The sequence below is a fragment of the Peribacillus deserti genome (assembly GCF_002863585.1).
Taxonomy (GTDB): domain Bacteria; phylum Bacillota; class Bacilli; order Bacillales; family DSM-1321; genus Paraperibacillus; species Paraperibacillus deserti_A.
Genome location: NZ_PGUY01000008.1, coordinates 1 through 23,359, shown reverse-complemented (window position 1 = coordinate 23,359; position 23,359 = coordinate 1). Strand labels below are relative to the sequence as shown.

Annotated in this window: 20 protein-coding genes and 1 pseudogene; 18 read left to right on the top strand and 3 right to left on the bottom strand. The window is 41.4% G+C overall.

The window, feature by feature from the left end; all coding sequences use genetic code 11:
- The first annotated feature begins 529 nt into the window (after positions 1-529).
- The 8 genes from arcA (at position 530) to CUU66_RS02630 (ending at position 9,869) form a co-directional block, all read left to right on the top strand.
- Positions 530-1,762: an arginine deiminase gene (arcA, locus tag CUU66_RS02670; RefSeq protein ID WP_101640176.1), complete on the top strand. Its 1,233-nt coding sequence runs from the start codon at positions 530-532 to the stop codon at positions 1,760-1,762.
- Positions 1,763-1,985: 223 nt separating this feature from the next.
- Positions 1,986-2,213, top strand: a complete 228-nt coding sequence (locus CUU66_RS02665; RefSeq protein ID WP_101640140.1) for a hypothetical protein — start codon at positions 1,986-1,988, stop codon at positions 2,211-2,213.
- Positions 2,214-2,318: 105 nt separating this feature from the next.
- Positions 2,319-3,176 (top strand): VOC family protein, encoded by an 858-nt coding sequence (locus CUU66_RS02660; protein WP_101640139.1) that lies wholly within the window; start codon positions 2,319-2,321, stop codon positions 3,174-3,176.
- Positions 3,177-3,310: 134 nt separating this feature from the next.
- On the top strand, positions 3,311-4,228 hold the full coding sequence (locus tag CUU66_RS02655; RefSeq protein ID WP_101640138.1) for a WD40/YVTN/BNR-like repeat-containing protein: 918 nt from the start codon (positions 3,311-3,313) through the stop codon (positions 4,226-4,228).
- Positions 4,229-5,118: 890 nt separating this feature from the next.
- Entirely contained in the window at positions 5,119-5,886 is a 768-nt protein-coding gene (locus CUU66_RS02645; protein ID WP_101640136.1) for a 3-hydroxyacyl-CoA dehydrogenase, read from the top strand.
- A gap of 34 nt (positions 5,887-5,920) precedes the next feature.
- Positions 5,921-7,063, top strand: coding sequence for an acyl-CoA dehydrogenase family protein (locus tag CUU66_RS02640; RefSeq protein ID WP_101640135.1), 1,143 nt, complete (start codon positions 5,921-5,923; stop codon positions 7,061-7,063).
- Between the two features lie 17 nt (positions 7,064-7,080).
- On the top strand, positions 7,081-8,238 hold the full coding sequence (locus CUU66_RS02635; RefSeq protein WP_101640134.1) for a thiolase family protein: 1,158 nt from the start codon (positions 7,081-7,083) through the stop codon (positions 8,236-8,238).
- Positions 8,239-8,303: 65 nt separating this feature from the next.
- Positions 8,304-9,869 carry a fatty acid--CoA ligase gene (locus tag CUU66_RS02630; protein WP_101640133.1) on the top strand — a complete coding sequence of 522 codons (1,566 nt, stop codon included), beginning with the start codon at positions 8,304-8,306 and terminating at the stop codon, positions 9,867-9,869.
- Positions 9,870-9,904: 35 nt separating this feature from the next.
- Here CUU66_RS02630 and CUU66_RS02625 read toward each other — a convergent pair whose 3' ends face one another.
- Positions 9,905-10,864 (bottom strand): MBL fold metallo-hydrolase, encoded by a 960-nt coding sequence (locus CUU66_RS02625; protein ID WP_180955134.1) that lies wholly within the window; start codon positions 10,862-10,864, stop codon positions 9,905-9,907.
- Positions 10,865-10,951: 87 nt separating this feature from the next.
- Here CUU66_RS02625 and CUU66_RS23735 point away from each other — a divergent pair, with 87 nt between their 5' ends.
- Together CUU66_RS23735 and CUU66_RS02620 are read left to right on the top strand one after the other, a co-directional pair.
- Positions 10,952-11,245 (top strand): hypothetical protein, encoded by a 294-nt coding sequence (locus tag CUU66_RS23735; RefSeq protein ID WP_180955133.1) that lies wholly within the window; start codon positions 10,952-10,954, stop codon positions 11,243-11,245.
- A gap of 246 nt (positions 11,246-11,491) precedes the next feature.
- Positions 11,492-11,836, top strand: a complete 345-nt coding sequence (locus tag CUU66_RS02620; protein WP_180955132.1) for a YckD family protein — start codon at positions 11,492-11,494, stop codon at positions 11,834-11,836.
- A 46-nt stretch (positions 11,837-11,882) separates the two neighbouring features.
- On the opposite strand, the gene CUU66_RS02615 is transcribed toward CUU66_RS02620, so the two are convergent.
- Positions 11,883-13,568 carry a DUF2339 domain-containing protein gene (locus tag CUU66_RS02615; protein WP_180955131.1) on the bottom strand — a complete coding sequence of 562 codons (1,686 nt, stop codon included), beginning with the start codon at positions 13,566-13,568 and terminating at the stop codon, positions 11,883-11,885.
- Between the two features lie 309 nt (positions 13,569-13,877).
- Between CUU66_RS02615 and CUU66_RS02610 the strand changes: the two genes are divergently transcribed.
- Positions 13,878-14,804 (top strand): cation diffusion facilitator family transporter, encoded by a 927-nt coding sequence (locus CUU66_RS02610; RefSeq protein WP_101640129.1) that lies wholly within the window; start codon positions 13,878-13,880, stop codon positions 14,802-14,804.
- A 463-nt stretch (positions 14,805-15,267) separates the two neighbouring features.
- On the opposite strand, the gene CUU66_RS02605 is transcribed toward CUU66_RS02610, so the two are convergent.
- Complete coding sequence (locus tag CUU66_RS02605) at positions 15,268-15,591, bottom strand: ArsR/SmtB family transcription factor (RefSeq protein WP_257967876.1); 324 nt, start codon at positions 15,589-15,591, stop codon at positions 15,268-15,270.
- Between the two features lie 156 nt (positions 15,592-15,747).
- On the opposite strand from CUU66_RS02605, the gene CUU66_RS02600 reads away from it, so the two are divergent.
- The 7 genes and pseudogenes from CUU66_RS02600 to CUU66_RS02570 all read left to right on the top strand — a co-directional run bounded on the left by CUU66_RS02600 (position 15,748) and on the right by CUU66_RS02570 (position 22,898).
- The gene (locus tag CUU66_RS02600; RefSeq protein ID WP_101640127.1) at positions 15,748-16,116 is read left to right on the top strand and encodes an ArsR/SmtB family transcription factor; all 369 of its coding nucleotides are present in this window, start codon (positions 15,748-15,750) and stop codon (positions 16,114-16,116) included.
- Entirely contained in the window at positions 16,109-18,232 is a 2,124-nt protein-coding gene (locus tag CUU66_RS02595; RefSeq protein ID WP_101640126.1) for a heavy metal translocating P-type ATPase, read from the top strand. The genes CUU66_RS02600 and CUU66_RS02595 overlap by 8 nt, the downstream gene beginning before the upstream one ends.
- A 170-nt stretch (positions 18,233-18,402) precedes the next feature.
- Entirely contained in the window at positions 18,403-18,951 is a 549-nt protein-coding gene (locus tag CUU66_RS02590; RefSeq protein ID WP_180955130.1) for a copper resistance CopC family protein, read from the top strand.
- A gap of 3 nt (positions 18,952-18,954) precedes the next feature.
- A complete protein-coding gene (locus CUU66_RS02585) occupies positions 18,955-20,025 on the top strand; it encodes a copper resistance D family protein (protein ID WP_101640124.1) in 1,071 nt (356 codons plus the stop codon).
- A gap of 188 nt (positions 20,026-20,213) precedes the next feature.
- Positions 20,214-20,780, top strand: a complete 567-nt coding sequence (locus tag CUU66_RS02580; protein WP_101640123.1) for a DUF4256 domain-containing protein — start codon at positions 20,214-20,216, stop codon at positions 20,778-20,780.
- Positions 20,781-21,113: 333 nt separating this feature from the next.
- Positions 21,114-21,485 (top strand): annotated as a pseudogene (locus tag CUU66_RS02575) (PEP-utilizing enzyme); the annotation flags it as partial.
- Positions 21,486-22,001: 516 nt separating this feature from the next.
- Entirely contained in the window at positions 22,002-22,898 is an 897-nt protein-coding gene (locus tag CUU66_RS02570) for a sulfite exporter TauE/SafE family protein (protein ID WP_101640122.1), read from the top strand.
- The last annotated feature ends 461 nt before the right edge of the window (positions 22,899-23,359 follow it).

Genomic DNA, 23,359 nt, shown 5'->3' with positions numbered 1-23,359 from the left:
GATACACCTCCATTCCATATAGTGCTACCGATGGAGTAATTTATGTATGGGTTGGTGCTACTGTAGCTTTTTATTGATACCAAACAATTTACGAATATATAATGTCTTTGAGGAAGGGCAATCATGGTTACTTTCGAACTTATTTCAAGGAAAAATATACACTTTTTAGCTGAGATTATTCTTTCTAATAGCAGCTATAAGAAACTGGAGAACGGCAAGGCCAACAGGTCAGAAAAATCCACTCCCAAGTGCCAAACCTCTGCCCGCAATCCATAAATTTGGTCCTCAATCTTTTTCCAAATCCCTCCCCCTTAGTTCATAGTATTGACAATCTTCTAGCAACCGCCGCCTGACATCAGCATCTCTTAAAATACATGGCCGGTATCACCCAAGGTTACAAACCTTCAAGCATAGGGTACTTGGTAATACACCCATTAATGTAAAGTGAGGGAAATTGTACATGAGCAACTTGCTGAATGTTACGTCTGAAGATAGAGAGATAGAGAGAGCTGCATTAGCGGATTGTTCAATGAAGCGGCATCCATTAAACATAACTTCGGAGATTGGAACGCTGAAAACGGTTCTGCTTCAGCGTCCAGGAGGGGAAATTGAATATTTGATTCCGGATTATCTGGAAAAATTGTTATTCGACGATATTCCCTATTTACCGGCTATTCAAAAGGAACATGATTTCTTTGCAGATGCCCTTAAGCAAAGAGGCGTTGAAGTCGTTTATTTAGATGAACTAGCTGCTGCAGCAGTCAAAGATCAACAGATTCGATTGGAATTCATAGAGGATATTGTAAAAGAGAGCTGTGCTGGTAACGGGACAGCACATTTTCAGATGAGGGATTATTTGGAGGATTTGTCTCCGGAAAGGCTTATCCGGCAGGTAATGAATGGAATGTTAAAGACGGCCGTAGAAGGTAAAATCCAAAGATCTTTATATGATAGGCTGGATGAAACATATCCGTTTTGTCTTGATCCTATGCCTAATTTATACTTTACCAGAGATCCGGCAGCCGTAATTGGCAACGGTATTTCCATCAATAAAATGAATCGGGCAGCGAGACAGAGAGAGTCTTTATTTATGCACTATATTATGAAATACCACCCTCGATTTAGTTCCTCCCATGTTCCTGTTTGGTACAACAGAGACAGAGTGCATTCTCTTGAAGGCGGCGATATGCTTGTCCTGAGTAAAGAAGTAGTAGCGATTGGGATCAGCGACCGGACTTCACGTAAAGCCATCGAAGAAATAGCGCAGAGCTTATTTTCCAGGAATAGGGCGGTACAAAAGGTCGTTGCAATTGAAATCCCAAAAACTAGGGCATTCATGCATCTGGATACGGTTTTCACCATGGTCGACAAAGATAAATTTACCATACACCCTGCTATTCTAGGTCCAGAGGGGAAAATGGATATTTACATGATCGAACCGGAAAATGATAGCGGATTAAAGGTTACACGGCGGGATAATTTGTTAGACGTTCTAAAGGAAGTGCTGCAGGTAAAGGATCTTGTTCTCATTCCCTGCGGCGGTGGAGACCCGATTGCTGCAGCAAGGGAACAGTGGAATGATGGGTCAAATACCCTCGCCATAGCTCCGGGAGTTGTGGTTACGTATGACCGGAATTATATGTCAAATGAAACTCTCCGATCCTATGGATTAGAAGTAATAGAAGTTTTAAGCTCTGAGCTTGCCCGCGGGCGTGGCGGCCCACGCTGTATGAGCATGCCCCTATACAGGGAAGACTTATGAAAAAAGCAGGACCCATATCGAATATGGGTCTTTTTGGTGCTGGTAAAAGCTTTGACATTTCAGCAAAGTTGTAACTATAATGGTTACAACTGATGGGTTAGCGAGCGAGGTACCAAGTTGACGATAAGCAGCCGTTTTTTGTGTATCTGTTCCTATCCTATCTCTAATTTTTCTGGAAAATAACTGGTTTAGTGCGTCCGAATGGATAGCTGGGAGTATAAGAATGTTAGGCATGCTGAAAAAAGCAGGGCTGGTTACTGTAAGGACCGGAGCTGGAGGAGCCGCACTCCCGAAAATCTTAATGAAAAAATATATCACTTCTAATATTTATCGGGCTATTGAGGTAGTTAAGGAAAAACTCTTTCAGGTTCACGAAAAAACGAACCAAGATTACCCGGTTGGAGACTATGTCCAGAAGGTATTAAGTATTTTTAACAATAGCGTGAATTAGGGTCTGTCTATCTTGAGCAGCTCGTCGGATAGTTGAAACAAGTTAGAGTAGTGAAAAAATGTATCACAAATGTAACTTTGCTCATTACATTGAAGGGGGATTGCAGTGGTGAAAATTATGGATCCTAAAACACATATAGGCCTTGTACATTTAATAGTTTCAAATTTAGAGGAGTCATGCGATTTTTATTTGAATAAAATAGGATTTAAGGAGCTGGTACGGGATGGAAGTACAGTGTCTTTAACTGCAAATGGAAAAACACCTTTAGTCATCCTCGAAGAAAGGGAGGATGCAAAGGTGAAACCCGAAAGGACCACAGGGCTCTATCACTTTGCGATTCTTGTGCCAAACCGTGCAAGCCTGGGGCAGTCTTTACTCCACCTGCTTCAAGTGGGATATCCCTTGCAGGGTGCTTCTGACCACGGCTTTAGTGAAGCAGTTTATCTGGCTGATCCAGATGGAAACGGGATTGAAATATATGCAGATCGTCCACGGGAGCAATGGGAAAAGACACAAAACGGTGAATATAAGGCCATTACGATGGCTATGGATGCTGAAGGAGTGCTGGCAGAGGCATCAAATGGAGGATGGGCGGGACTTCCGGATGAAACAGTAATCGGCCATATCCATTTACATGTTGATAATCTTATAGCAGCCGAGAACTTTTATATCGATGGAATCGGCTTCGAGAAAACCATTAAAATGGCTGAATCTGCGCTATTTGTTTCAGCGGGAGGGTATCACCACCACCTGGGCTTGAACGTCTGGGCTGGTATTGGCGCGCCCCACCCGCCCCTGGATTCTCTTGGACTAAAACACTATACGATAGAAGTTGCCGGAAACTCAGATCTTGATGAAATGGCAGCTAGACTTCATTCAATTGGTGCCGAATATGTCATGGAAGATGGTTTTATCAGAACGGCTGACCCGTCGGGTAATGTAGTATTAATTCTAGCAGGGTAATTTCTTTTCACCAGCATCCATGGCTGGTGCTATTTTATTTTAAACATGATCTCCCCCCCTATTAGGATGAAAGGATGATAGGAGATAAGAGTTATAGTATGATTAAGGGACCGTCACAAATAGGAGGATACACCATGAAATTTAGTAAGATAGCCATTGTTATGCTCTTTTGCTTGCTGTTGATTCTGGCAGGGTGCCAGAATAAGACAAGCACTCAGCCCTATTTTAAAAAGGAAAGCTCGAGTGCGATCAAGGAAATTAGAGGACTGGGTTATATAGGGGATAAAGGAATTCTCTATGCAGCTTCCGTAAATGGAATACATAAATATCAAGATTCAGCATGGTATGCAGCAACGAGGAATAAAAACGATTATCTATCTTTTCAAGCAGTTTCCGATGGGTTTTATGCCAGCGGAAATTCAAGCGCTGAGAGCAAGAAAGCGTTAGGTATTGTAAAAGGTAAAGATGAGGGAAGAAGCTTAAAGACAATACCTTCCACTGAAGACCAGTCTTTCCCACAGCTTGGAGCCGGATATAATAATCAGGTTTTATATATGTTGAGCCAAAAGGAAGGCGGTATACTTTATACAAAGGATAAAGGAAAGACCTGGATCAAAAGTAAGCTTAAAGGACTTACATCCAGGCAGCTTGGCGGAATGGCTGTACACCCTGAACAGGGCAGCAGCTTTGCTTTGTATGCAAAGGAAGGGATATTTTTATCCAGCGATTATGGTGACAGCTTCACTTTGTTTCCGACAGCAGGTCCTGTAACTGCAATGATATTCGGAATGGATACGATCATTTACTCTGAATTAGTGGAGGACAAGCAGGCTCTGCATGTTCTAGATTTAAAAACAAAGAGCAAAACGGACCTATCGGCTCTTCCTGCCGTTTCTGCAAACAACCCGATCCTTTACCTATCAATCCATCCAAAGAATAACAAAGAAATAGCAGCAGCTACTTATAAAAATGAAATCTTTGTTTCAAAAAACAGCGGCAAAACCTGGGATAAAATCACTAGTACCAAGAAAAAAAGAAATAAGCTCGAATGACAGTTCTAATTGGGACTGTTCAGAATGTGGAGAAAATACATGGTTTTAGTTACGAGAAGTCCGTTTTTTAAAAAGGAAAGCGGATTTATTTTTTTTCCACTGGCGTTTGAATATATGATGCCGCACGACTGCGAAAAAGCACGGGGAATTTATGGTTCATTTTTATCTAATAACAAGTATTTTTTGTGGATGGATGCAGAATTTGGTACCTTTTTTTCAAACTGACTCCCAGCTCTGGAAAAACAGGATTTTTGGAAGAAGTTTTTATTAAATGTAAAGGATTTAGAAACACAAAATAGGGTTTATGCTTACCTTTTAAGGAGATATGCTTATAAGTTAAAGGCTTATGCTTATGTTTCTTAGTTTTATGCTTAGGTTTACCATGTTTATGATTATCTGCCTTCTTCCTATGCTTATGTATGGAGCTTTATGCTTATCCACCAGCCCTTATGCTTTTCTCTTACTGATTATGCTGTTGGATGATTGACGTACGGAATTCCTCCGGATAATGGCTGGCTTGGATTGATTTTGGGCACGGCCATCCCAAGGGCTGGGCTGTACCGTACAGGAAACATGATCACGCCAGGCTGGGGCGATTCGCGTATATCAGTACAGTAAAAAGAGATTTTAAAATTCGGGCTGAACACAAGACATGGATTCTATAACCAAAAAGTAGCCTAAAGATCTTCAAATTTGGTACTATAATAGTAAGACTTTTCAGAAATTTACTAGTTTTTCCCTCACCTTAGATCTACCCAGCGATTTTTCCGCATCATAGAGGCATAGTTCTCAAAGTACCCCATACATATGAATCATATAACGAATTACATCCTGCCTATATTGTCTTCACTCGCACATTTTTAAAAAGTTAGTAGTCGGAGGAGGATTCTATGAATATTCAAGATTGTGTCGCTGTTGTTACAGGCGGAGCTTCCGGGTTAGGAGAAGCGGCTGTAAAACATTTAGCGGCTCAAGGAGGAAAGGCTGTCATCCTTGATCGCTCAAAGGAACGCGGCGAAAAGCTGGCTGAGGAATTAGGAGAACGTGTATTGTACCTGGAGACCGACGTTACTTGTGAAGAACAGGTAACATCGTCCTTAAACACAGCAATCACTGCGTTTGGCAGTATAAATACAGTTGTCAATTGTGCAGGCATTGTCATCGGAAGAAAGGTACTAGGTAAAAAAGGGATACATGATTTAGAATCCTTTTCAAAAGTGATTCAGGTTAATTTAATAGGAAGCTTTAATGTGCTGAGACTGGCTGCTGCATGTATGGCAGAAAACGAGCCAAACGATGAACAGGAAAGAGGTGTCATTATTAATACCGCATCAGTGGCAGCCTTCGAAGGCCAGGTGGGACAAGCCGCTTACAGTGCTTCAAAAGGCGGTATAGTAGGCATGACTCTTCCGCTTGCCAGGGAATTTGCGTCTGCCGGTATTAGAGTGATGGCTATAGCTCCAGGCTTATTTTATACCCCAATGTTTGAAACACTGCCTGAGGAAGCTAGAGAATCGTTAGGAAAGACGGTTCCTTTTCCATCACGGCTCGGCCGGCCTTCTGAGTTTGCAAAAATGGTAGAATCTATCATAGAAAACACGATGTTGAACGGAGAGGTTATAAGATTGGACGGAGCAATCCGTATGCAGCCATATTAAAGAATCAAAACTTAAAAGAAGGAGACTACTCTCTATGCATCCGTACATTCATGATGAACATCAAATGTTCAGGCGTTCATTCCGGAAATTTTTAGAAAAAGAAGCCCTTCCTTTTTACAGGACCTGGGAGGAAAACAGGATGATCCCAAGGGACTTCTGGTTAAAGCTTGGCAGCGAGGGCTTTCTTTGTCCAGATGTTGAAGAAAGATACGGGGGGAGCGGGACGGACTGGGGTTATTCAGTGGTGATCAATGAAGAACTGGAACGGGTGGGTTCGGGACTCGTAGGAATCAGTTTACATAACGATATTGTAGTTCCGTATATAACTGCCTATGGGACCGAGGAGCAGAAGCAAAGGTGGCTGCCAGGATGCCTTTCCGGAGATATCATCACAGCGATTGCGATGACTGAGCCCGGAGCTGGATCTGACCTTGCCGGGATAGCTGCGACCGCAAAAAGAGATGGAGATTATTATGTTCTGAATGGACAAAAAACGTTTATTACGAATGGAATCCATGCTGATCTGGTAATCGTAGCCTGTAAGACAGATACTCATGCCGTTCCACGTCATAAAGGAATCAGCCTGATCGCAGTCGAAAGAAATCAGGAGGGCTTTACAAGGGGGAGGAAGCTAAACAAGATAGGACTACATTCGCAGGATACGGCAGAATTAATTTTCGAAGAATGCAGGGTTCCTGTGAACCATTTAATTGGCCAAGAGGGAATGGGTTTTTCTTATATGATGGAGAAATTACAGCAGGAGAGGCTGGTTGTCGCCATTGCGGCACAAACGGCATCTGAAGAAATGCTGCGGATGACCATTGATTATGTAAAATCCCGGGAAGCTTTTGGCAAGAAAATCAGTTCCTTTCAGCATAATCAGTTTAAAATTGCTGAGATGGCCACTGAAATTGAAATCGGCCGTACCTTTTTAGATTCTTTAATTGCCGATCATCTGAAGGGAGAAAATATTGTAACAAAGGTTTCTATGGCTAAATGGAAATTAACAGAAATGGCGAAGCAGACGGCCTCCGTATGTATGCAGCTCCACGGCGGATATGGCTACATGGAAGAATATGAGATTGCCAGAAGGTATCGTGACATACCGGCAGCATGTATTTATGCAGGAACCAATGAAATCATGAAGCTCATTATTGCTAAAAATCTAGGTTTATAGATATAGGGGGAATAACTATGAGGGAAGCCGTAATTGTAGAAGGAGTCAGGACACCTGTTGGCAGAAAAAAAGGGTCCCTTAAGGATATACGTCCGGATGAATTGTTAGCGCTTACTCTGAAGGAGTTGATTCACCGTACACAGATTGATCCATCATTGGTTGAAGATGTGATCATGGGCTGCGTTTCCCAGGTAGGAGAACAGGCGGGTGACATAGCCCGGGTCGCCTCCCTGATGGCAGGCCTGCCGATTGAAGTTCCTGGAACCACTATTGACAGGCAGTGCGGGTCCAGCCAGCAGGCGGTCCATTTTGCGGCACAGGCCATTCTTTCAGGTGATATGGATATAGTGATTGCCGGTGGGGTAGAAAGTATGTCACGTATTCCGATTGGTTCCAATTACCAGGGAGCCAGGCCCTCATCCGCGTATACGGAAAAATATGAAGTGATTCATCAGGGGCTTTCCGCTGAAAGGATTGCCGACCACTATGACTTTTCAAGGGAAGAACTGGATATCTTTGCCCTTCACAGCCACCAGAAGGCGCTGCACGCTCAGGAACAGGGATATTTTGAGAAAGAGACATTCCCGATTGAAATAAAGCTCGAGGATGGAACCGGCGAAATCATCCGGGAGGACTCCGGGCCAAGGAAGGATAGCTCTTTACAGGCATTAGCCAGCTTAAGACCAGCTTTCATGGAAGAGGGTGTGGTTACGGCTGGAAATTCCTCTCAAATAAGTGATGGTGCAGCCTGCTTATTGATCATGTCCCGAGAAAAAGCGGAGGAACTGGGACTTAAACCGAGATTTAAAATTCATACCCGGGTTGTAGTTGGTTCAGATCCCACTATGATGCTGACCGGGCCGATACCGGCTACCAAAAAAGCACTTGAAAAGTCCGGCCTTTCTCTTTCAGATATCGATGTTTTTGAAGTCAATGAAGCTTTTGCATCCGTTCCTATGGCCTGGCTCGAGGAAACAGGTGCTGATCCCCGCAGACTTAATCCCAATGGCGGGGCAATAGCGCTTGGACATCCACTGGGTGCGAGCGGTGCCAGACTTATGGTTTCCATGATCCATGAATTGGAGCGGATAAACGGTAAGTACGGCCTTCAGACGATGTGCGAGGGGCATGGGATGGCAAATGCCACCATCATTGAAAGAATAGTGGGAGAATAAGAGGAGCTTGTCTGGCGTTTTAGGTATACCAGTTTTACCATAAAACATTTTGGGAGGTTATGAGTATGGGAGTTACGATCGGACATATTTTTGACTTAACCGTAAAGAAATACCCTCACCGGGAAGCGCTGTATGATGTGCGAAAAAATAAACGGCTGACCTATAAAGAATGGCAGGATGAAGTAGATGCATTAGCCAATGCATTCCTTGCTGCCGGGGTAAAAAAGGGCGATCTAATTTCTACCTATCTATTTAACACAGGGGAGCTGGCAACTGCTTATTTTGCCTGCGCTAAGATCGGTGCCGTGTTTAACCCGATTAACTTTCGCCTCACCTCAGAAGAAACAGCCTTTATTTTAGAGGATGCCCAGCCTAAAATCGTGTTATTTGAAGAGGCAACACAACCAGTCATTGCTTCTATTGAAAATAGGTTCCCCCATATTTCATTCTGGTTCATAGACGAACGGACACCAGCATTCGCACAGAATTACTACGACAAAAAGGCTTTAGCGCCAAGCGCTCCTGTTTCCATTGAAGTGAATGAAACGGACCTATACGCAATTATGTATACCAGTGGTACGACAGGGAGACCAAAGGGTGTGATGCATTCTCATCGGGATATGGCTGAACAAAGTTTATTATGTATTACAGCTACTGGCATAACTTCCAAGGATCGGGGATTAATAACGGCACCTATGTTTCACTGCGCTGAGCTGCATTGTGCCTTTCTGCCGAGGGTGCATGCAGGAGCAAGCAGTGTCGTGCTGCATCAATTTAATCCCAGGAAAGTCCTTCAATTGATTGAATCGGAAAAAATATCAATCTTATTTGCAGCTCCTACCATGTGGAATATGATGCTTCAAGAAAACTTAAGTGAATATGATGTTTCATCCCTCAGGCTGGGGCTGTATGGTGCGGCCCCTATGGCACCCGCTCTTGTAAGAACCTGCCGGGAAAAGCTCGGTGCCGATCTTGTGCAGGCATACGGGATGACAGAAATGGGGCCAGCCATCACGTTTCTGTCGAACGACGACCAAATACGAAAAGCAGGTTCTGCAGGCCAGGCTGCCTTAAATCATGACATACGGATTGTGAAGCCGAATGAAGAAGGGCCTTCTGAGCCGGATGACATTCTGCCTCCATATGAACCAGGGGAAATTATTGTTCAAGGCCCGTGTATGATGAAGGGATACTACAAAAGGGAAGAAGCTGCACAAAAGGCTTTGTATAAGGGCTGGTATCATTCTGGAGATATCGGTTACCTGGATGAAGATGGCTTCCTCTATGTAAAGGATAGAGTCGATGACATGATCATCAGCGGAGGCGAGAATATTTATCCCCGTGAAGTTGAAGACACTTTATATGAGCATGAAGGTGTATTGGATGCAGCCGTTATTGGAGAACCGCATGACCGCTGGGGTGAATCGGTAACAGCGATTGTTGTGAAGAAGAATGACGCCCTTACAGAGGAAGAATTAGATGAATTCTGTAAAAGCAGCAGCAGGCTGGCAAATTTTAAAAGGCCGAGAAGGTATGTGTTTGTAGATGTCCTGCCGCGTAATGCCAGCGGAAAGGTTCTCAAATTCCAGCTGCGGAAAGAACTTGAAACCATCTATTCTGACAGGTACTAACATTGCTGCAGCCCTTCCGAAGAAGGGCTGCTCTATTATCTTAGACCATGATGGAGGTTTTTCCGCTGTAAGAATTCAAGGTTCTTGTAGAATAGGTCTCCAGCCTCCCAGTCTTGAAAGGGACCAGGAATTTCAACACACTGCAGGTCTTTACCCTTTTCAGCTGAAAATACTGCTAATTCAAATGCGGATGCTATGTAATGCCTGATATTTTCAATAGCTGAGGAGGTACCAACTGGACCATGTCCTGGGACCACATGGTGAACTTCTAAATTCCTAAGTTTCTGAAGAATGGCCAGCCAAACATCGGGGCTGCCGTCGGAAAGTAATGGATGATTTTGAACCTGTACTAAATCTCCTGCAAAGAGGATTTTTTCGTCAGGCAGATAGAGAAAGGCATCACATACCGTATGACCGCCGCCATACGTTTGCAGAATAGCGGTCTTTGATTCACCGGAAAAAATCATTCTCTGTTCAAATGTTATGTTTGGCGGGGTAAACTCAAGTTTAGGAAGTGAGCTTTCAATCTCTTTTAAAAAATCCAGCTGAATACGCAATTTTTTAGCCTTAGCTGAATCTTGCTCTGTTTTACATTCCTTTTCCAGCTTTTCAATGTGAGCCAGCAGCTGTGGAATTTTTGCCTTTTGATCAGAAATTCTCTCAGGATGAGTTTCAATCATTTTAGTTCTCGTAGCCAGTGAAGCTATGATGGGTGCTCCACGAAAGCATTGATTCCCTCTGATATGATCTCCGTGCCAATGGCTATTAATGACAAACGAGACGGGCTTGTTTGTAAGTTTTTCGGCAGTTTCGGCTAAATCAAGGGCAGCATGATGGGAATTAAACGTATCAAAGATCAGCGTCTTATCTCCTAAATCAATAATACCGGCATTCGAAACTGCTCCACCGCCGCCTTTCGCTATTGCTGCAAAAATTCCTTCCCCCAGTTTATCAATAGTAAAATGACTGGATTCTACCAATTCTCTATTAATCATAAATTCACCCGCTTTGTATAATGTGTGTTTCACTTCCATACGGAAAGGGAAAATGAAGAATACAAATATATATAAGGAGGCGACAGCATGAAATCCATTCAAGTTGAAATAAAGTATGATGAAAGTTCCTTTCAAGAAGGTAAAGTAGATGTTTTCACACAATTGAAGGAACATTTAAAAGACACCGGATTTCAAGTAGCTGCAATAACTGAAACAGGGACTGGGGAGACTTCAGGCAATCTAAACAGCCGGCCATATGACAAAGGATCTCTTCCAAATCAGCCCAAAAATGCTGATCCGGATGTACTTACCGCAGGCGCTGGTGGAATGGTTTCCCCCGATTCAGATAATTATCCTATAGATAAAGAAGGCACTCGATAATAGAGTGTCTTTTTCACTTCTATATCTTTTTCAATATAAGTATACTAATTTCCTCCAAACATTTTGGAAGAATGAGAATTTGTTCGCAGGGTAAAGTGGTAATAAAGTTAGATATTCAAGCTGGACGATTGCTTAATCTATTATTGGTATACCAATGATTCACCCGAATAAGTTTTCAGGAAATCCATGATTAGACGAATAATGTGGAACTTTTTTCTCATACTACTTCCAAAGGAGGAATATTTTATGAAAAAAGTGAAGCACATTTTAATCATGGCTGTTCTCGTTCTTTTAGGGACAGGTGGTCTTACAACTGTAAATGCAGAAACAGAAATAGTGAATACAGATGAGGTGAAGCTGACTCAGCAGCAGAAGGAAGAACTGTCGGTCATCCACAAAAATATTTTGACTGAAAAGAAACGCTTAATCTCAAAGTACATCGAATTTGGAGTGCTGACTGAGGAAAAAGGGCAACGAATCATCAATCGTATGGACGAACATTACAGCATGCTTGAAAAAGAAGGATTTATGCCAAGGCATATGTCCGAAAAGAACAATTGGAAGCATCATCATCCGGATCAGCAAAATTGACTATAACGTCAATAAGGGAAGGCACGGCAGAAAGCCGTGCCTTTCTTTACTTTTTATAAAAAATTCTAGAAACCAGTAAACCGATTGAGCCCAATCCCATAAATAAAATAGCACGAACAAGCATTGAGACACTTGGAATATCGAAGAAGAGGAGCTTCAATAAAGTCAGAAGTAAAAGGCCGATCCCCGTATACCTGGCTATCTTCAAGCCTTTTAAGAAACCGTAGGCAATTACCGCCAGAGCATATAAACACCATACAGCGGAAAGGATCAGGTGCTGTGAATTAATGGTTAGATCTTGTGTTAGCAGAATCGTTTCCATGGTTAAAAAGTAAAGCCCTAGTAGTGTCAAAACTAGCGCAGCCGCAACAGAAAGAACCTGTTTATCATCTTGTTTTAATGGCTGGTCTCTAACAACGGCACTCCAGAGAAACAAAAAGGCGGAGAAAAACGCAATCCATGACATCGTTTCTATTGATAAGACTTCAGGGATGTCTGCAGTTAAAGTCATGAATGTACCAATGAAAAATATGATATATCCTGTAATTTGATGAAGCCTTGTTCGAAGCTTCTGCCCCAGATATACGGCCAATGTTCCCTCCATCAATAGAACTAACGGTATAAATGGTTCAGCAAAGACGTGGTAAATCAAGAAAAATAATGCTAGTATCGAAAGAATGGAAGAGACAGTCCATTGATACTGGAGCTTTTTATAATATGCATATATGGACACGCCTATATAAACAGCCATAGCTAGTACAAGGAAAACTGTGATTCCTTGTTCACTGAATCCAAAACGAACCCAGGCATAAGTGACAGCGAAGCTGGCAAAGACAGTTCCAGCCTGCTGCTTCATAAATTCATTGTGCGATAAAAAGGCCGCAGCTAAAAAGGCATGCTGTATCATAATGGCACACGTCAGAATCGCATGCTCTGCACCAGCAAATAGGGCGATCATACTGTAAAAGGCTAGTACTAAATTAAGTAAAATGGCAGACGTAAAGTATAGTTTCACATATTTGAATGAGATCGACAAATACAGGAAGGTGAGATAAAGGAGAGTTTCATAAGCTGTGAATAACACTATATTTCCTGATCTGCTCCCAATAAGGAAAGGAACTAGAAATCCTCCAATAACATTGAGAATAGCAAGTGCTTCTGATCGAAACTTTTGGGTGAAGTAAATGCCCAGCATAATCCAAATTACATGTAACAAGAATGCGGTATTTGAGGATACCATTCCATACAGGTTGGTCATAGCAAAAGTAGTAAGCATCAATAAGGATATTGACCCTCCGAGCAAGACCTGTCCGAGTCTATCCCTCTGGTGCTTCAATTGGTTTAGGCCAAGCCAGATTAATAAGAAGGAAATTAAGAATCCTGCAATACATTTAACAGCAGGGTTGATGAATCCGTAATCAGAAGCTGCTTTAAATCCCCATACCAAACCAATTAACAAAACAAATATAAAAATTCTCGGAAGCCAGACTTGAGTAAGCAACTTTTCATAATCTACCGGTTCGTTCGAAACCGATGCTGAAGGTTTTACCTGTTGCCTTGGCTGTTTTGCAGCAGCTTTGGTCTTATCATGCCAAAGCTTATCGGCTGCTGGTTTTATAATGGGTGTGGCCTTAGTGATAGGCTGTTCCCCTTTTCCAGATAGGATGTATACTTGATGCTCCAGCCTCTCAATCTTACGTTCTAATTCTTCAATCCTGCCTTCTAAAGTCATACATACCCTCCTTCTACCTGAGAATCGTATCTTTATCATAACAAAAACAGGGATCGGTACATATGGAATTTAAGTGAAATTACTATAATTATCCAATAAAAAAATAAGAAATCAGCAGGTGAAAAATAATAATAGGTATGCGAAACCGCGCCTGCCCAGGCAGTTTAACAGTCCGTTCAGGACTTTTTTTAATTTGGGTACCCTAATTTAGAATTAAGTATACACAGAAGGGTAAAAAAAGAGTGGCAAAACTAGTCATCATCTAATAAAATACATATATGAACACATATTCATATAAGAGGTGAGAAAATGGCGCATTCACACAGTCACGGCCATAGTCATGGTGGTCACCACCATCATGAACCTGCAAATTATGGGTTTGCATTTGCTTTCGGAATTGGATTAAACACCATCTTTATTGTCATTGAAGTAATATACGGAATTCTCGGAGATTCTCTTGCGCTGCTGGCTGACGCCGGCCATAATCTTAGTGATGTTTTAGGTTTGATCTTTGCCTGGATTGCTGTATGGCTAGGTACAAAAGCACCGACTAACAAGAGAACATATGGATTAAAAAGAAGTTCTATAATGGCAGCACTGTTTAATGCTATTTTCTTATTTGTCGCTATAGGGGCCATTGCCTGGGAAGCAATTCAACGCTTTTCATCTCCTGCCCCTGTCGCCGGTAAAACTGTCATAATTGTTGCACTTATAGGTATTGTGATCAATGGTCTGACGGCATTCTTGTTTATGGCAGGAAGAAAGAATGATTTAAACATTAGAGGGGCATTTATGCATATGGCTGCTGATGCTTTAGTATCTCTTGGAGTAGTCATTGCTGGGTTTATCATTATGTGGACAGGATGGCAGTGGCTAGACCCAATCGTTAGTCTTGGTATAGCTGTAGTAATTCTCTTAGGAACCTGGGGATTGCTCCTTGAATCAGTGAATTTATCATTAGATGCTGTTCCTGAAGGGATAGACCTGAATAAAATAAAAACCTATCTTGAAAGACTCCCTTCCGTTATCGAGGTTCACGACCTGCATGTATGGGCTATGAGCACAACTGAAGTTGCCTTAACAGTTCACCTTGTACGAACAGAAATTGATGACAACGACGAGATCATACAACGTGCTACAAAAGAGTTGCATGATCGGTTTGCAATCGAGCACGCGACCATTCAAATTGAAAAAGGAACGTTTGCCTGTTCTCTTGCTCCAGCAGACAGGATATAAAGTTCAAAGGATAAAGGACGGCTTCAAGGAATGATCGTCCTTTTTAGTAAATATGGTTCAACTTTTTTCCATCTTTGGAAAGAGTCATCGTAGGACAATTCATTTGGAAATGTGAAAGATTGATTTCATTCTGTCTTTTAACGAAAAGAGAATGAATTATTTCCGCTTAGTTATGTTTACCCTCTGTTATTTTTCCTTCCATGCTTCCCTCTACAATCCCAGGAGGTGGTTGCTTCTTATCAATAACCGGCTCCTTCACGGTTCAGAAACCTTTTTTGCACAGCCTGCTGCTGTTAAGACTAGAACCGAAGTAACGCACGCGAGCAAGTTATGTTTCATCTTATCCCGAGGTTTAGCAGGTCAATTATGAAAAGCAAAAGAGTGAACAATAAGCCCTTTGTAAATGTCTTTCGTCAGCATGCTGGAGGATGGTTATTTTCTATATTTCTTCTGCTTTTTTCTATTATGTATGCTGGCAATGCTCAATGGTCTGCTCCAGCACATCCATTACATGTTCATCATCATGTGAATAAAAGATAGTCGTACCTTCCCTTCTAGTTTTAACAAGACGAAGGTTCTTTAGGAAACGGAGTTGGTGCGAAACGGTACTTTGTAACAGATTCAGCTTTTCTGCGATATCATTAACTGAATGCTCACCTTTGGAAAGCATATGTAAAATTCGAAGGCGGGTGGGATCCGATAGGGCTTTGAAGGTTTGGGATACTAAGAATAATGTTTCCTTATCCAGATCGTGCATTAATTCTTCTTTTTCGTTGTCCTGCATCATTTCAACCTCCAATATTTTAATTTTATTATAAGGGAGCAAGATTTCGCACACAAATACTAGAAAACAATTAAAATTCAAACTTTTATTTGACCGTTCTCGCAGCCGCACATATACTAATAGTCAAATAAACATTTGAATAAAATCGAGGTGGAAATGGTGAAGACAAAGGATGTTTGTGAAATTAATTGTGTCCATGAAGCAACAGTTTCTAAAGTTAAGTCGCTGCTAACGGAGCAGCCAATAAAGGACGTTGCTTCAATCTTTAAAGCGTTAGCGGATGAAACACGGATAAAAATAGCATATGCTCTTACTCTTGAGGAGGAACTGTGTGTGTGTGATGTAGCAAACATTGTTGGAGCCACTACTGCAACAACATCTCATCATCTTCGACTTCTTCATAACCTCGGTTTGGCCAAATATGAAAAACGGGGCAAATTGGTCTATTATTCACTGGATGATGACCACGTGACGCAGCTGATCAAGCTTGCCTTTACACATCATACGGAGGTGAAAAACCGTGGCTGAAGCAAAAAAACAAGTATATCGGGTATCTAATATTTCTTGAGCAGGCTGTGCAAATAAGTTCGAAAAGAACTTGCAGCACCTGGATGGTGTTATAGATGCGAAAGTAAATTTTGGTGCTCTAAAAGTAACTGTATATGGAGACACAAAAATTAATGATATTGAAAAAGCGGGTGCATTTGAAAATATCAAAGTAGTCCCGGAAAAAGAAGAGATTGAAGAGGAAAAAATACCGTTTCTTAAGAAACATTCACTTGTGATGGTCTCACTTGCATTTGTGTTAATGGGGTACCTGTCTCACTATATGTATGGCGAAGGCAGTGTTCAAGCTAAATTGACTTTTGGAGCAGCCATGCTGATAGGAGGGTATTCTCTATTTAAAGCCGGGTTAAAGAATCTTATTCAACTTGACTTCGACATGAAAACGTTAATGACGATTGCTATCATTGGAGCCGTAATTATCGGAGAGTGGAGTGAAGGTGCTGTTGTAGTGAATCTCTTTGCCATCAGTGAGGTATTAGAGTCTTACTCCATGGAAAAAGCCCGGCAGTCTATCCGCTCTTTAATGGATATTGCTCCTAAGGAAGCCCTGGTACGAAGAAACGGGAAGGAAATAATGGTTAAGGTTGATCACATAACTATAGGCGATATTATGATTGTCAAACCAGGGCAGAAAATTGCCATGGATGGGATTGTTTTAACCGGACTTTCTGCTGTGAATCAGGCTGCAATTACAGGTGAATCTGTTCCCGCAGAGAAAACAGTTAACGATGAAGTGTTTGCTGGCACCCTCAATCAGGAAGGTTTATTAGAAGTAAAAGTGACAAAACGAGTGGAAGATACTACGATTGCTAAAATCATTCACCTCGTGGAAGAAGCTCAGGGTGAAAGGGCTCCTTCTCAAGCCTTCATTGAAAAATTTGCTAAGTATTATACACCAGTTATTATGTTTGTTGCGTTGCTGGTTGCTGTCCTCCCTCCTTTATTGTTGGATGGTTCATGGAACACTTGGGTTTATCAGGGATTATCCGTACTGGTTGTTGGATGTCCATGTGCCCTGGTCATTTCCACACCCGTTTCTATAGTGACAGCTATTGGTAATGCGGCGAAAAGAGGAGTATTGATAAAAGGCGGAATATACCTTGAAGAAATGGGATCCTTAAAGGCCATCGCCTTTGATAAAACTGGTACTTTGACTAAGGGTGTCCCAGTCGTGACTCATTTTGAAGTTACTACCCCTCAATCTGATGAGAGACATTTATTATCTGAGATTGCTGCAATGGAATACCGTTCGCAACATCCACTTGCTTCTGCAATTATGAATAAAGCTGAGCAAGAAGGTGTTCCTTATCGGAATATAGAAGTTGATGAATTTACATCTATAACAGGAAGGGGCTTAAAAGGATTAATTGATGGTGAATTACTCTTAATTGGCAGTCCTAAATTCTTTAGTGCCGACTTGGCCGTTGCTCTCCCACATTCCATTGAAGAAAGAATTCAGGAATTACAGATACTGGGGAATACTGTTATGGTATGTGGTTCCTTAACTCAAATCAAAGTACTGATTGCGGTTGCTGACGAGGTTAGAGAAAGTAGTCAGAGAGTGGTATCCGAGCTTCATGAACTTGGGGTGAAGAAGACCATCATGCTTACAGGGGACAATAGCGGTACAGCAAAGGCTATTGGTAAGAAGGTTGGAGTATCTGATATTCAGGCTGAATTAATGCCCCAGGATAAGCTTGACGCCATAAAATCTTTACGAAATGATTATGGGCGGGTCGCAATGGTGGGAGATGGAGTGAATGATGCTCCAGCCTTGGCTGCATCGACAGTGGGAATTGCCATGGGCGGAGCCGGTACAGACACTGCTCTTGAGACAGCGGACGTTGCTCTTATGGGGGATGATCTGAGTAAACTTCCTTTCACCATCAGATTAAGTCGAAAAGCACTGGCGATAATCAAGCAGAATATTACTTTTTCAATCGGGATTAAACTGTTGGCTCTTCTATTAGTTATCCCAGGATGGCTGACTTTGTGGATTGCAATCTTTGCAGATATGGGAGCGACCCTTATAGTTACCTTAAACAGTCTTCGATTATTACGGCTAAGAGATAAATAGGACATATAAAAGGGGCTTTCTTTTGAAAGCCTCTTAGCATTTAAAGATACATAACAGATTGTTGAGTACCGGATTCCCTGGGATTTTAATAAAATGTTCACATTGAACCAAAATATAAGGGATAAATGAGTGATATTATGAACGGGATAATAAATGAGAGGAGATACATAATGAAAAAAATGATTTTCCTGATACTTTCGATTTTTCTTATAGTGCCAACCTATACCTCTGCACATACGGGGCTTGTCTCTTCTAATCCTCAATCAGGTGAAGTGGTGAAAGAGGATTTAACGGAAGTACAACTGGTTTTTGAGACGGCTATAGAGGATCTAAGTACTATAAAACTATATAAGAATAATACCGAGATTCCTTTCACTAAAGTCCGGGCATCTGAATTTCAATTAATCGGCAGTCTTTCTGCTCCTTTAGAGAACGGAACTTATAAAATGAATTGGCGAATCGTGGGAGAAGATGGTCATCCAATTGAAGGGAATATACCTTTTACTGTTGAACAAGAAGAAAAAATGGATAATGACCATGAGGCAGCTCCCAGCGAGGTTAAAGAACCTAAAAAAGAGGAAAAGCCCACAAAAGGTGAATCTGCAGATACGACGACATCAAAAGACAACACTGGGACAGATGGCCGGACTATATTAGTGGTGATCCTCGGGGTTATTTTGATAGCAGGGCTGGTAATCCTCTTCAGGAAGAAGAAATAAACCATGAATATTCTTGTTCCAACTTCTGAAATCCTTAATTATCTTTTTTTCTCCATATTAGCTGGTCACATTATTCTGTTGTTTGTACCAGAATCCATGAAGCCGTCTACACGAGTTCCTAAACCATTGCTGCTTCTCTCAACGCTGGGAATATTTGTTTGTTCTCTAGTCCCCGTTATAGGAGCAGCAGCATACTTCTCGGAGGGTCCAGACTTACTCCCGATGCTCCTCTCTGTTATCACTACCTTTACAATAGGAAAGGTGTGGCTTTTATCGGGGTTTGTTGCCACTTTCTTTTGGATGACCTTATATGTCGAAGGAAATAAATATCTTCAAGCCTTCTGGCTCCTTCTCTTAGTTGGTGCGGTAGGTTCAGCAAGTCACGTTGCCTCTCTTAGTTTTAAGGAAGGTTTTGTGTTTCACTCCATGCATTTTCTTACTGTCATACTATGGGTAGGGATTCTATTGCATGTTGGATGGTTTGCCAAGGATATAAATAATTGGTCAGAGTTCTTGAAGTGGTTTAATCTTTTTGCATTAACTTGCTTTCTGCTGGCTGCGGCTAGTGGTTTTGTCCTTATGACATATATTATAGAACCGGGGCAATATCTCAATTCCTGGGGAATTCCTTACGGACAAGTCCTATTATTGAAGCACATTAGTGCTGCGGCTGTAGTAGTATTTGCCTTCTTGAATGGCGTTCTTTCAAGAAAGATAATTAAGGACCCAACCTTTAATCCGCTACCTTGGGTAAGGATGGAGGGTCTACTACTTCTAATTGTTTTCTCCCTTACTGGAGTGTTGAGTACCCTTTCGCCCCCTCATGAAACAACTTTGACATCAGCTGTATCACCTTGGTTGAAATGGATAACTGGAGATGTACTATCAATTCCTTTAGATATTCAACTGGATTTGTCATTAAGCGGGGTGCTTTTAACTGTAATGAGTATTGTATTTATTGCACTTATTCTGGTTAGTTTTCTAAAACAGGATAAGCCAATTCTTGCCTTGCTTTTTGGTCTGGGATTTATTGGTTCGCTGTATCTGGGGCTGATGATGAATCTGCAACTGTAGTCATAAAGAGGACTAGCCTGGCAGCAGTCCGCTTTATCTGTTGCACATCCTTAAAACTGTTAAAGACAGGTTTCCTGATAAAGGTGTTTTTTCCGAGAAGGATAACGCGTCTATTTGTTGAAGTTACTGTATGAAGGATTCGTTTAATTTCCATTAAATAATAAGGAAAACCAAGGGAGGAAACTATTATGACTAAGAGAAATCAGGAGTTGTCATTAGAACATCGTGAAGAATTACTCAGAACTTTAAAGGCACGTTTTGAGAAGAACATGCACCGGCATAAAGGTCTCGAATGGGCTAAAGTCCAAGCTAATATCGAAGCGGAACCTGAAAAACTGTGCTCGCTCAGCGAAATGGAGGGAACTGGCGGTGAACCGGATGTTGTCGGGTATGATAAAACGACGGGCGAATACATGTTTTTTGATTGTTCACCGGAAAGTCCTAAAGGCCGGAGAAGTGTTTGTTACGACCGTAAAGCACTGGAATCAAGAAAAAAACACAAACCAGAAAATAGCGCTATTGATATGGCAGCTGCCATGGGAATTGAACTTTTATCGGAAGAACAATACCGAGAGCTGCAGAAACTTGAAAATTTCGATATGAAAACATCCAGCTGGGTGCAGACGCCTGTGAAGATTAGAAAACTTGGCGGGGCCATCTTTTGTGATTATCGCTATGACACTGTATTTGTGTACCACAATGGAGCGGACTCCTATTATGCTGCAAGAGGTTTCCGCGGCTCGCTAAGGGTCTAAATTTTGAACAAGGATTTATTACCTGGCTTGGCTTTCATTTTCATTCTTTAACTCGACCCTGAAACTAAGAGGGACATTACATTAGTTGTTCTTAATTACTAATTATTGATGAAAAAAGATGAGGATTTTTCCCTCACAAAACTTAAAAGTACATGGTGGATAACTCAGATATCGAGCAATTAACTGGACACCCTATTAGATTTCTCAAAAGAAATAATTGCTTACTTAGAACTATAAGGAGTCACACTCGTTAGTTGAGAGTATTTAATTTGCATTAGCACCTTTTTTCTTTGTTTCACTATTGGAAAATAGTTTAGTTGAAGGGGGTTTAGGTTAGCATCTGATGGTGAAATCATTACAGGAAAGTACAAACGTGAAAATCTCCCAGCCGAAGCGATTGTAGGTTTGCCTGTTTCTTCTGGGGTGATAGAGGGAAGAGAACGTGTTATCTTAAACATGGAAGATGCTGATTTGGAAGTAGGAGATATATGAGTCACCTCCTTTACTGACCCTAGCTGGACACCATTGTTTGTATCCATAAAAGGATTAGTCATTGAAGTTGGTGGACTAATGGCACATGGGGCAGTTATCGCACGTGAATATGGATTGCCCGCAGTTGTCGGAGTAGAAAAGGCTACCAAACTGATCAAAGATAGACAACGAATTCGCGTGCATGGAACAGAAGGGTTTATCGAATTAGTGTAACGATCGATACGTGTAATTTTAATTTAAAGCATCGCTCCAGTGGTTATCAAAACATAAGACAACGCCAATACAAATAAATCTCCGTTCATAAATTAAGCGACGCAAAACAACTCTTTGCGTTGCTTTTTACATAGGAGACTTGGATAACAGTTTGTTAGTTCTTTTGGTGATGTGTTCGATTGTCTGTTTTGGGCATTTGAAATTAATTTGTCCGACTTGCCAAATGTGGAAGTCGGCTTTTCTATATCATTTTGGGATTAAACTATAAATACAGATTGAGGGACCAGCCATAACTTTATTTAAATCCAGCACTTAGCAGTAAGAATGAGCTGTTTTTATAATAAAATATTAATCACCTAAAAACCAAGTTGACAGGTAGGAAAAGTGCGTTTAAACTAACTATAACAAGAAAACGTATACAAATTAATCCTAACAGAGAAATTAGGTTGGATTAGCCTGTATGTTAGGAATGCTAGTGTATACCTGTAGGAAGTTCTCTAATAAAGGGGGATAAATATGAAGAAATTAATTATTCTAGCCTTTGTCGGTTTTTTTGCCCAACTAATTGATGGTGCTTTAGGAATGGCGTATGGCGTCACATCATCATCTCTATTATTGGCATTTGGCATTGCACCAGCTGTAGCCTCTGCCTCCGTCCATCTTTCTGAAGTTGTAACTACCGCTGCATCGGGGGTATCCCATATCAAATTTGGAAATGTTGATAAAAGAATGGTGTACCGTCTTGTTATTCCGGGCTCAATCGGTGCTTTCACAGGGGCTTGTTTTTTAAGTAATCTACCAGGTGATATCGTTAAACCCTATGTTTCAATTTTTCTTTTACTTCTTGGTTTCTATGTTATTTTCCGTTTTCTATTTAAATTTCAGATGAATGAGGAAAAGGAAACCAGACCACTATCAATTAAACAATCTATACCCTTAGGATTAATAGCCGGTTTTGCGGATGCAACAGGCGGTGGAGGCTGGGGACCCATTGCTACGCCCGTTCTTTTATCAAAAAAAGGAATGACAGCACGCAAAGTTGTTGGAACCGTTGATACAAGTGAATTTGCTATTGCTGTTTCTGCAACAGTTGGGTTTATTATTTCATTAGGCTGGGAAGCTGTAAATTGGCTTTGGGTTGGAGCCCTTATGCTAGGGGGAATTTTTGCTGCCCCACTTGCAGCATGGCTCGTCCGAAAGGTTCCTGCTCAACTAATGGGTGTTTTAGTGGGTGGATTTATTATTATAGTTAATGCTCGAACTATTTTACATACATGGATCTCAAATGAAGATCACTATTTCCTTATTTATGGTTTTATTGTGCTAGGATGGGGAGCAGCTATTATACTTGGTGTTCAAAGGATGAAAAACAACAAAACGATTAAAAAAGGAAGTGTAAAATTAATTAGCTAAGACAATTATCCCCTCATCTAAATAAAAAGAAAGGTGCTTGGAACCTTTTTTGATTGGAAAATAGAGTGGAAAATCAACTCCCATGAAAATTAATTCTTAGATAAAGTCAAAAAGGCAATAATAAAGTAGACAGCTCATTCTGTTTTTAAAAGGCTCTTTTCTAAAAGATTGTTGTTTTTTTAATAAGTTTTTTACGGCACCCTATTGTTCGTCAGGTCGATTGGAGCGTAAGGTGCGAGACTCCTGCGGGAGCAGCGGGTATTGTCCAGCTCCGGACTGACACCGCGGGTCTAGCCAATCGCCATTAAAAGGCAAAATCGGCCTTTTACTGCCGCTAGTCTTATGCCGGTCAGGTGTCTGCTTTTCTTTTAGCGTTTTGCCTCTAATTAAAAAAATCATCATTCAGCTTTTGGATGGATCTTTTCTTGAAAAGCACCGTCCTCCGCTTTTCGATCAGGTGA

Excerpts from the sequence above, each read along its gene's own strand:
- CUU66_RS02630 (WP_101640133.1), top strand. The coding sequence starts at position 8,304 with ATGGGAGTTACGATCGGACATATTTTTGACTTAACCGTAAAGAAATAC.
- CUU66_RS02665 (WP_101640140.1), top strand. The coding sequence starts at position 1,986 with ATGTTAGGCATGCTGAAAAAAGCAGGGCTGGTTACTGTAAGGACCGGA.
- CUU66_RS02625 (WP_180955134.1), bottom strand. The coding sequence starts at position 10,864 with ATGATTAATAGAGAATTGGTAGAATCCAGTCATTTTACTATTGATAAA.
- CUU66_RS02605 (WP_257967876.1), bottom strand. The coding sequence starts at position 15,591 with ATGATGCAGGACAACGAAAAAGAAGAATTAATGCACGATCTGGATAAG.
- CUU66_RS02580 (WP_101640123.1), top strand. The coding sequence starts at position 20,214 with ATGACTAAGAGAAATCAGGAGTTGTCATTAGAACATCGTGAAGAATTA.
- CUU66_RS02620 (WP_180955132.1), top strand. The coding sequence starts at position 11,492 with ATGAAAAAAGTGAAGCACATTTTAATCATGGCTGTTCTCGTTCTTTTA.
- CUU66_RS23735 (WP_180955133.1), top strand. The coding sequence starts at position 10,952 with ATGAAATCCATTCAAGTTGAAATAAAGTATGATGAAAGTTCCTTTCAA.
- CUU66_RS02640 (WP_101640135.1), top strand. The coding sequence starts at position 5,921 with ATGCATCCGTACATTCATGATGAACATCAAATGTTCAGGCGTTCATTC.
- CUU66_RS02610 (WP_101640129.1), top strand. The coding sequence starts at position 13,878 with ATGGCGCATTCACACAGTCACGGCCATAGTCATGGTGGTCACCACCAT.
- CUU66_RS02655 (WP_101640138.1), top strand. The coding sequence starts at position 3,311 with ATGAAATTTAGTAAGATAGCCATTGTTATGCTCTTTTGCTTGCTGTTG.
- arcA (WP_101640176.1), top strand. The coding sequence starts at position 530 with ATGAAGCGGCATCCATTAAACATAACTTCGGAGATTGGAACGCTGAAA.
- CUU66_RS02590 (WP_180955130.1), top strand. The coding sequence starts at position 18,403 with ATGAAAAAAATGATTTTCCTGATACTTTCGATTTTTCTTATAGTGCCA.
- CUU66_RS02585 (WP_101640124.1), top strand. The coding sequence starts at position 18,955 with ATGAATATTCTTGTTCCAACTTCTGAAATCCTTAATTATCTTTTTTTC.
- CUU66_RS02570 (WP_101640122.1), top strand. The coding sequence starts at position 22,002 with ATGAAGAAATTAATTATTCTAGCCTTTGTCGGTTTTTTTGCCCAACTA.
- CUU66_RS02645 (WP_101640136.1), top strand. The coding sequence starts at position 5,119 with ATGAATATTCAAGATTGTGTCGCTGTTGTTACAGGCGGAGCTTCCGGG.
- CUU66_RS02635 (WP_101640134.1), top strand. The coding sequence starts at position 7,081 with ATGAGGGAAGCCGTAATTGTAGAAGGAGTCAGGACACCTGTTGGCAGA.
- CUU66_RS02615 (WP_180955131.1), bottom strand. The coding sequence starts at position 13,568 with ATGACTTTAGAAGGCAGGATTGAAGAATTAGAACGTAAGATTGAGAGG.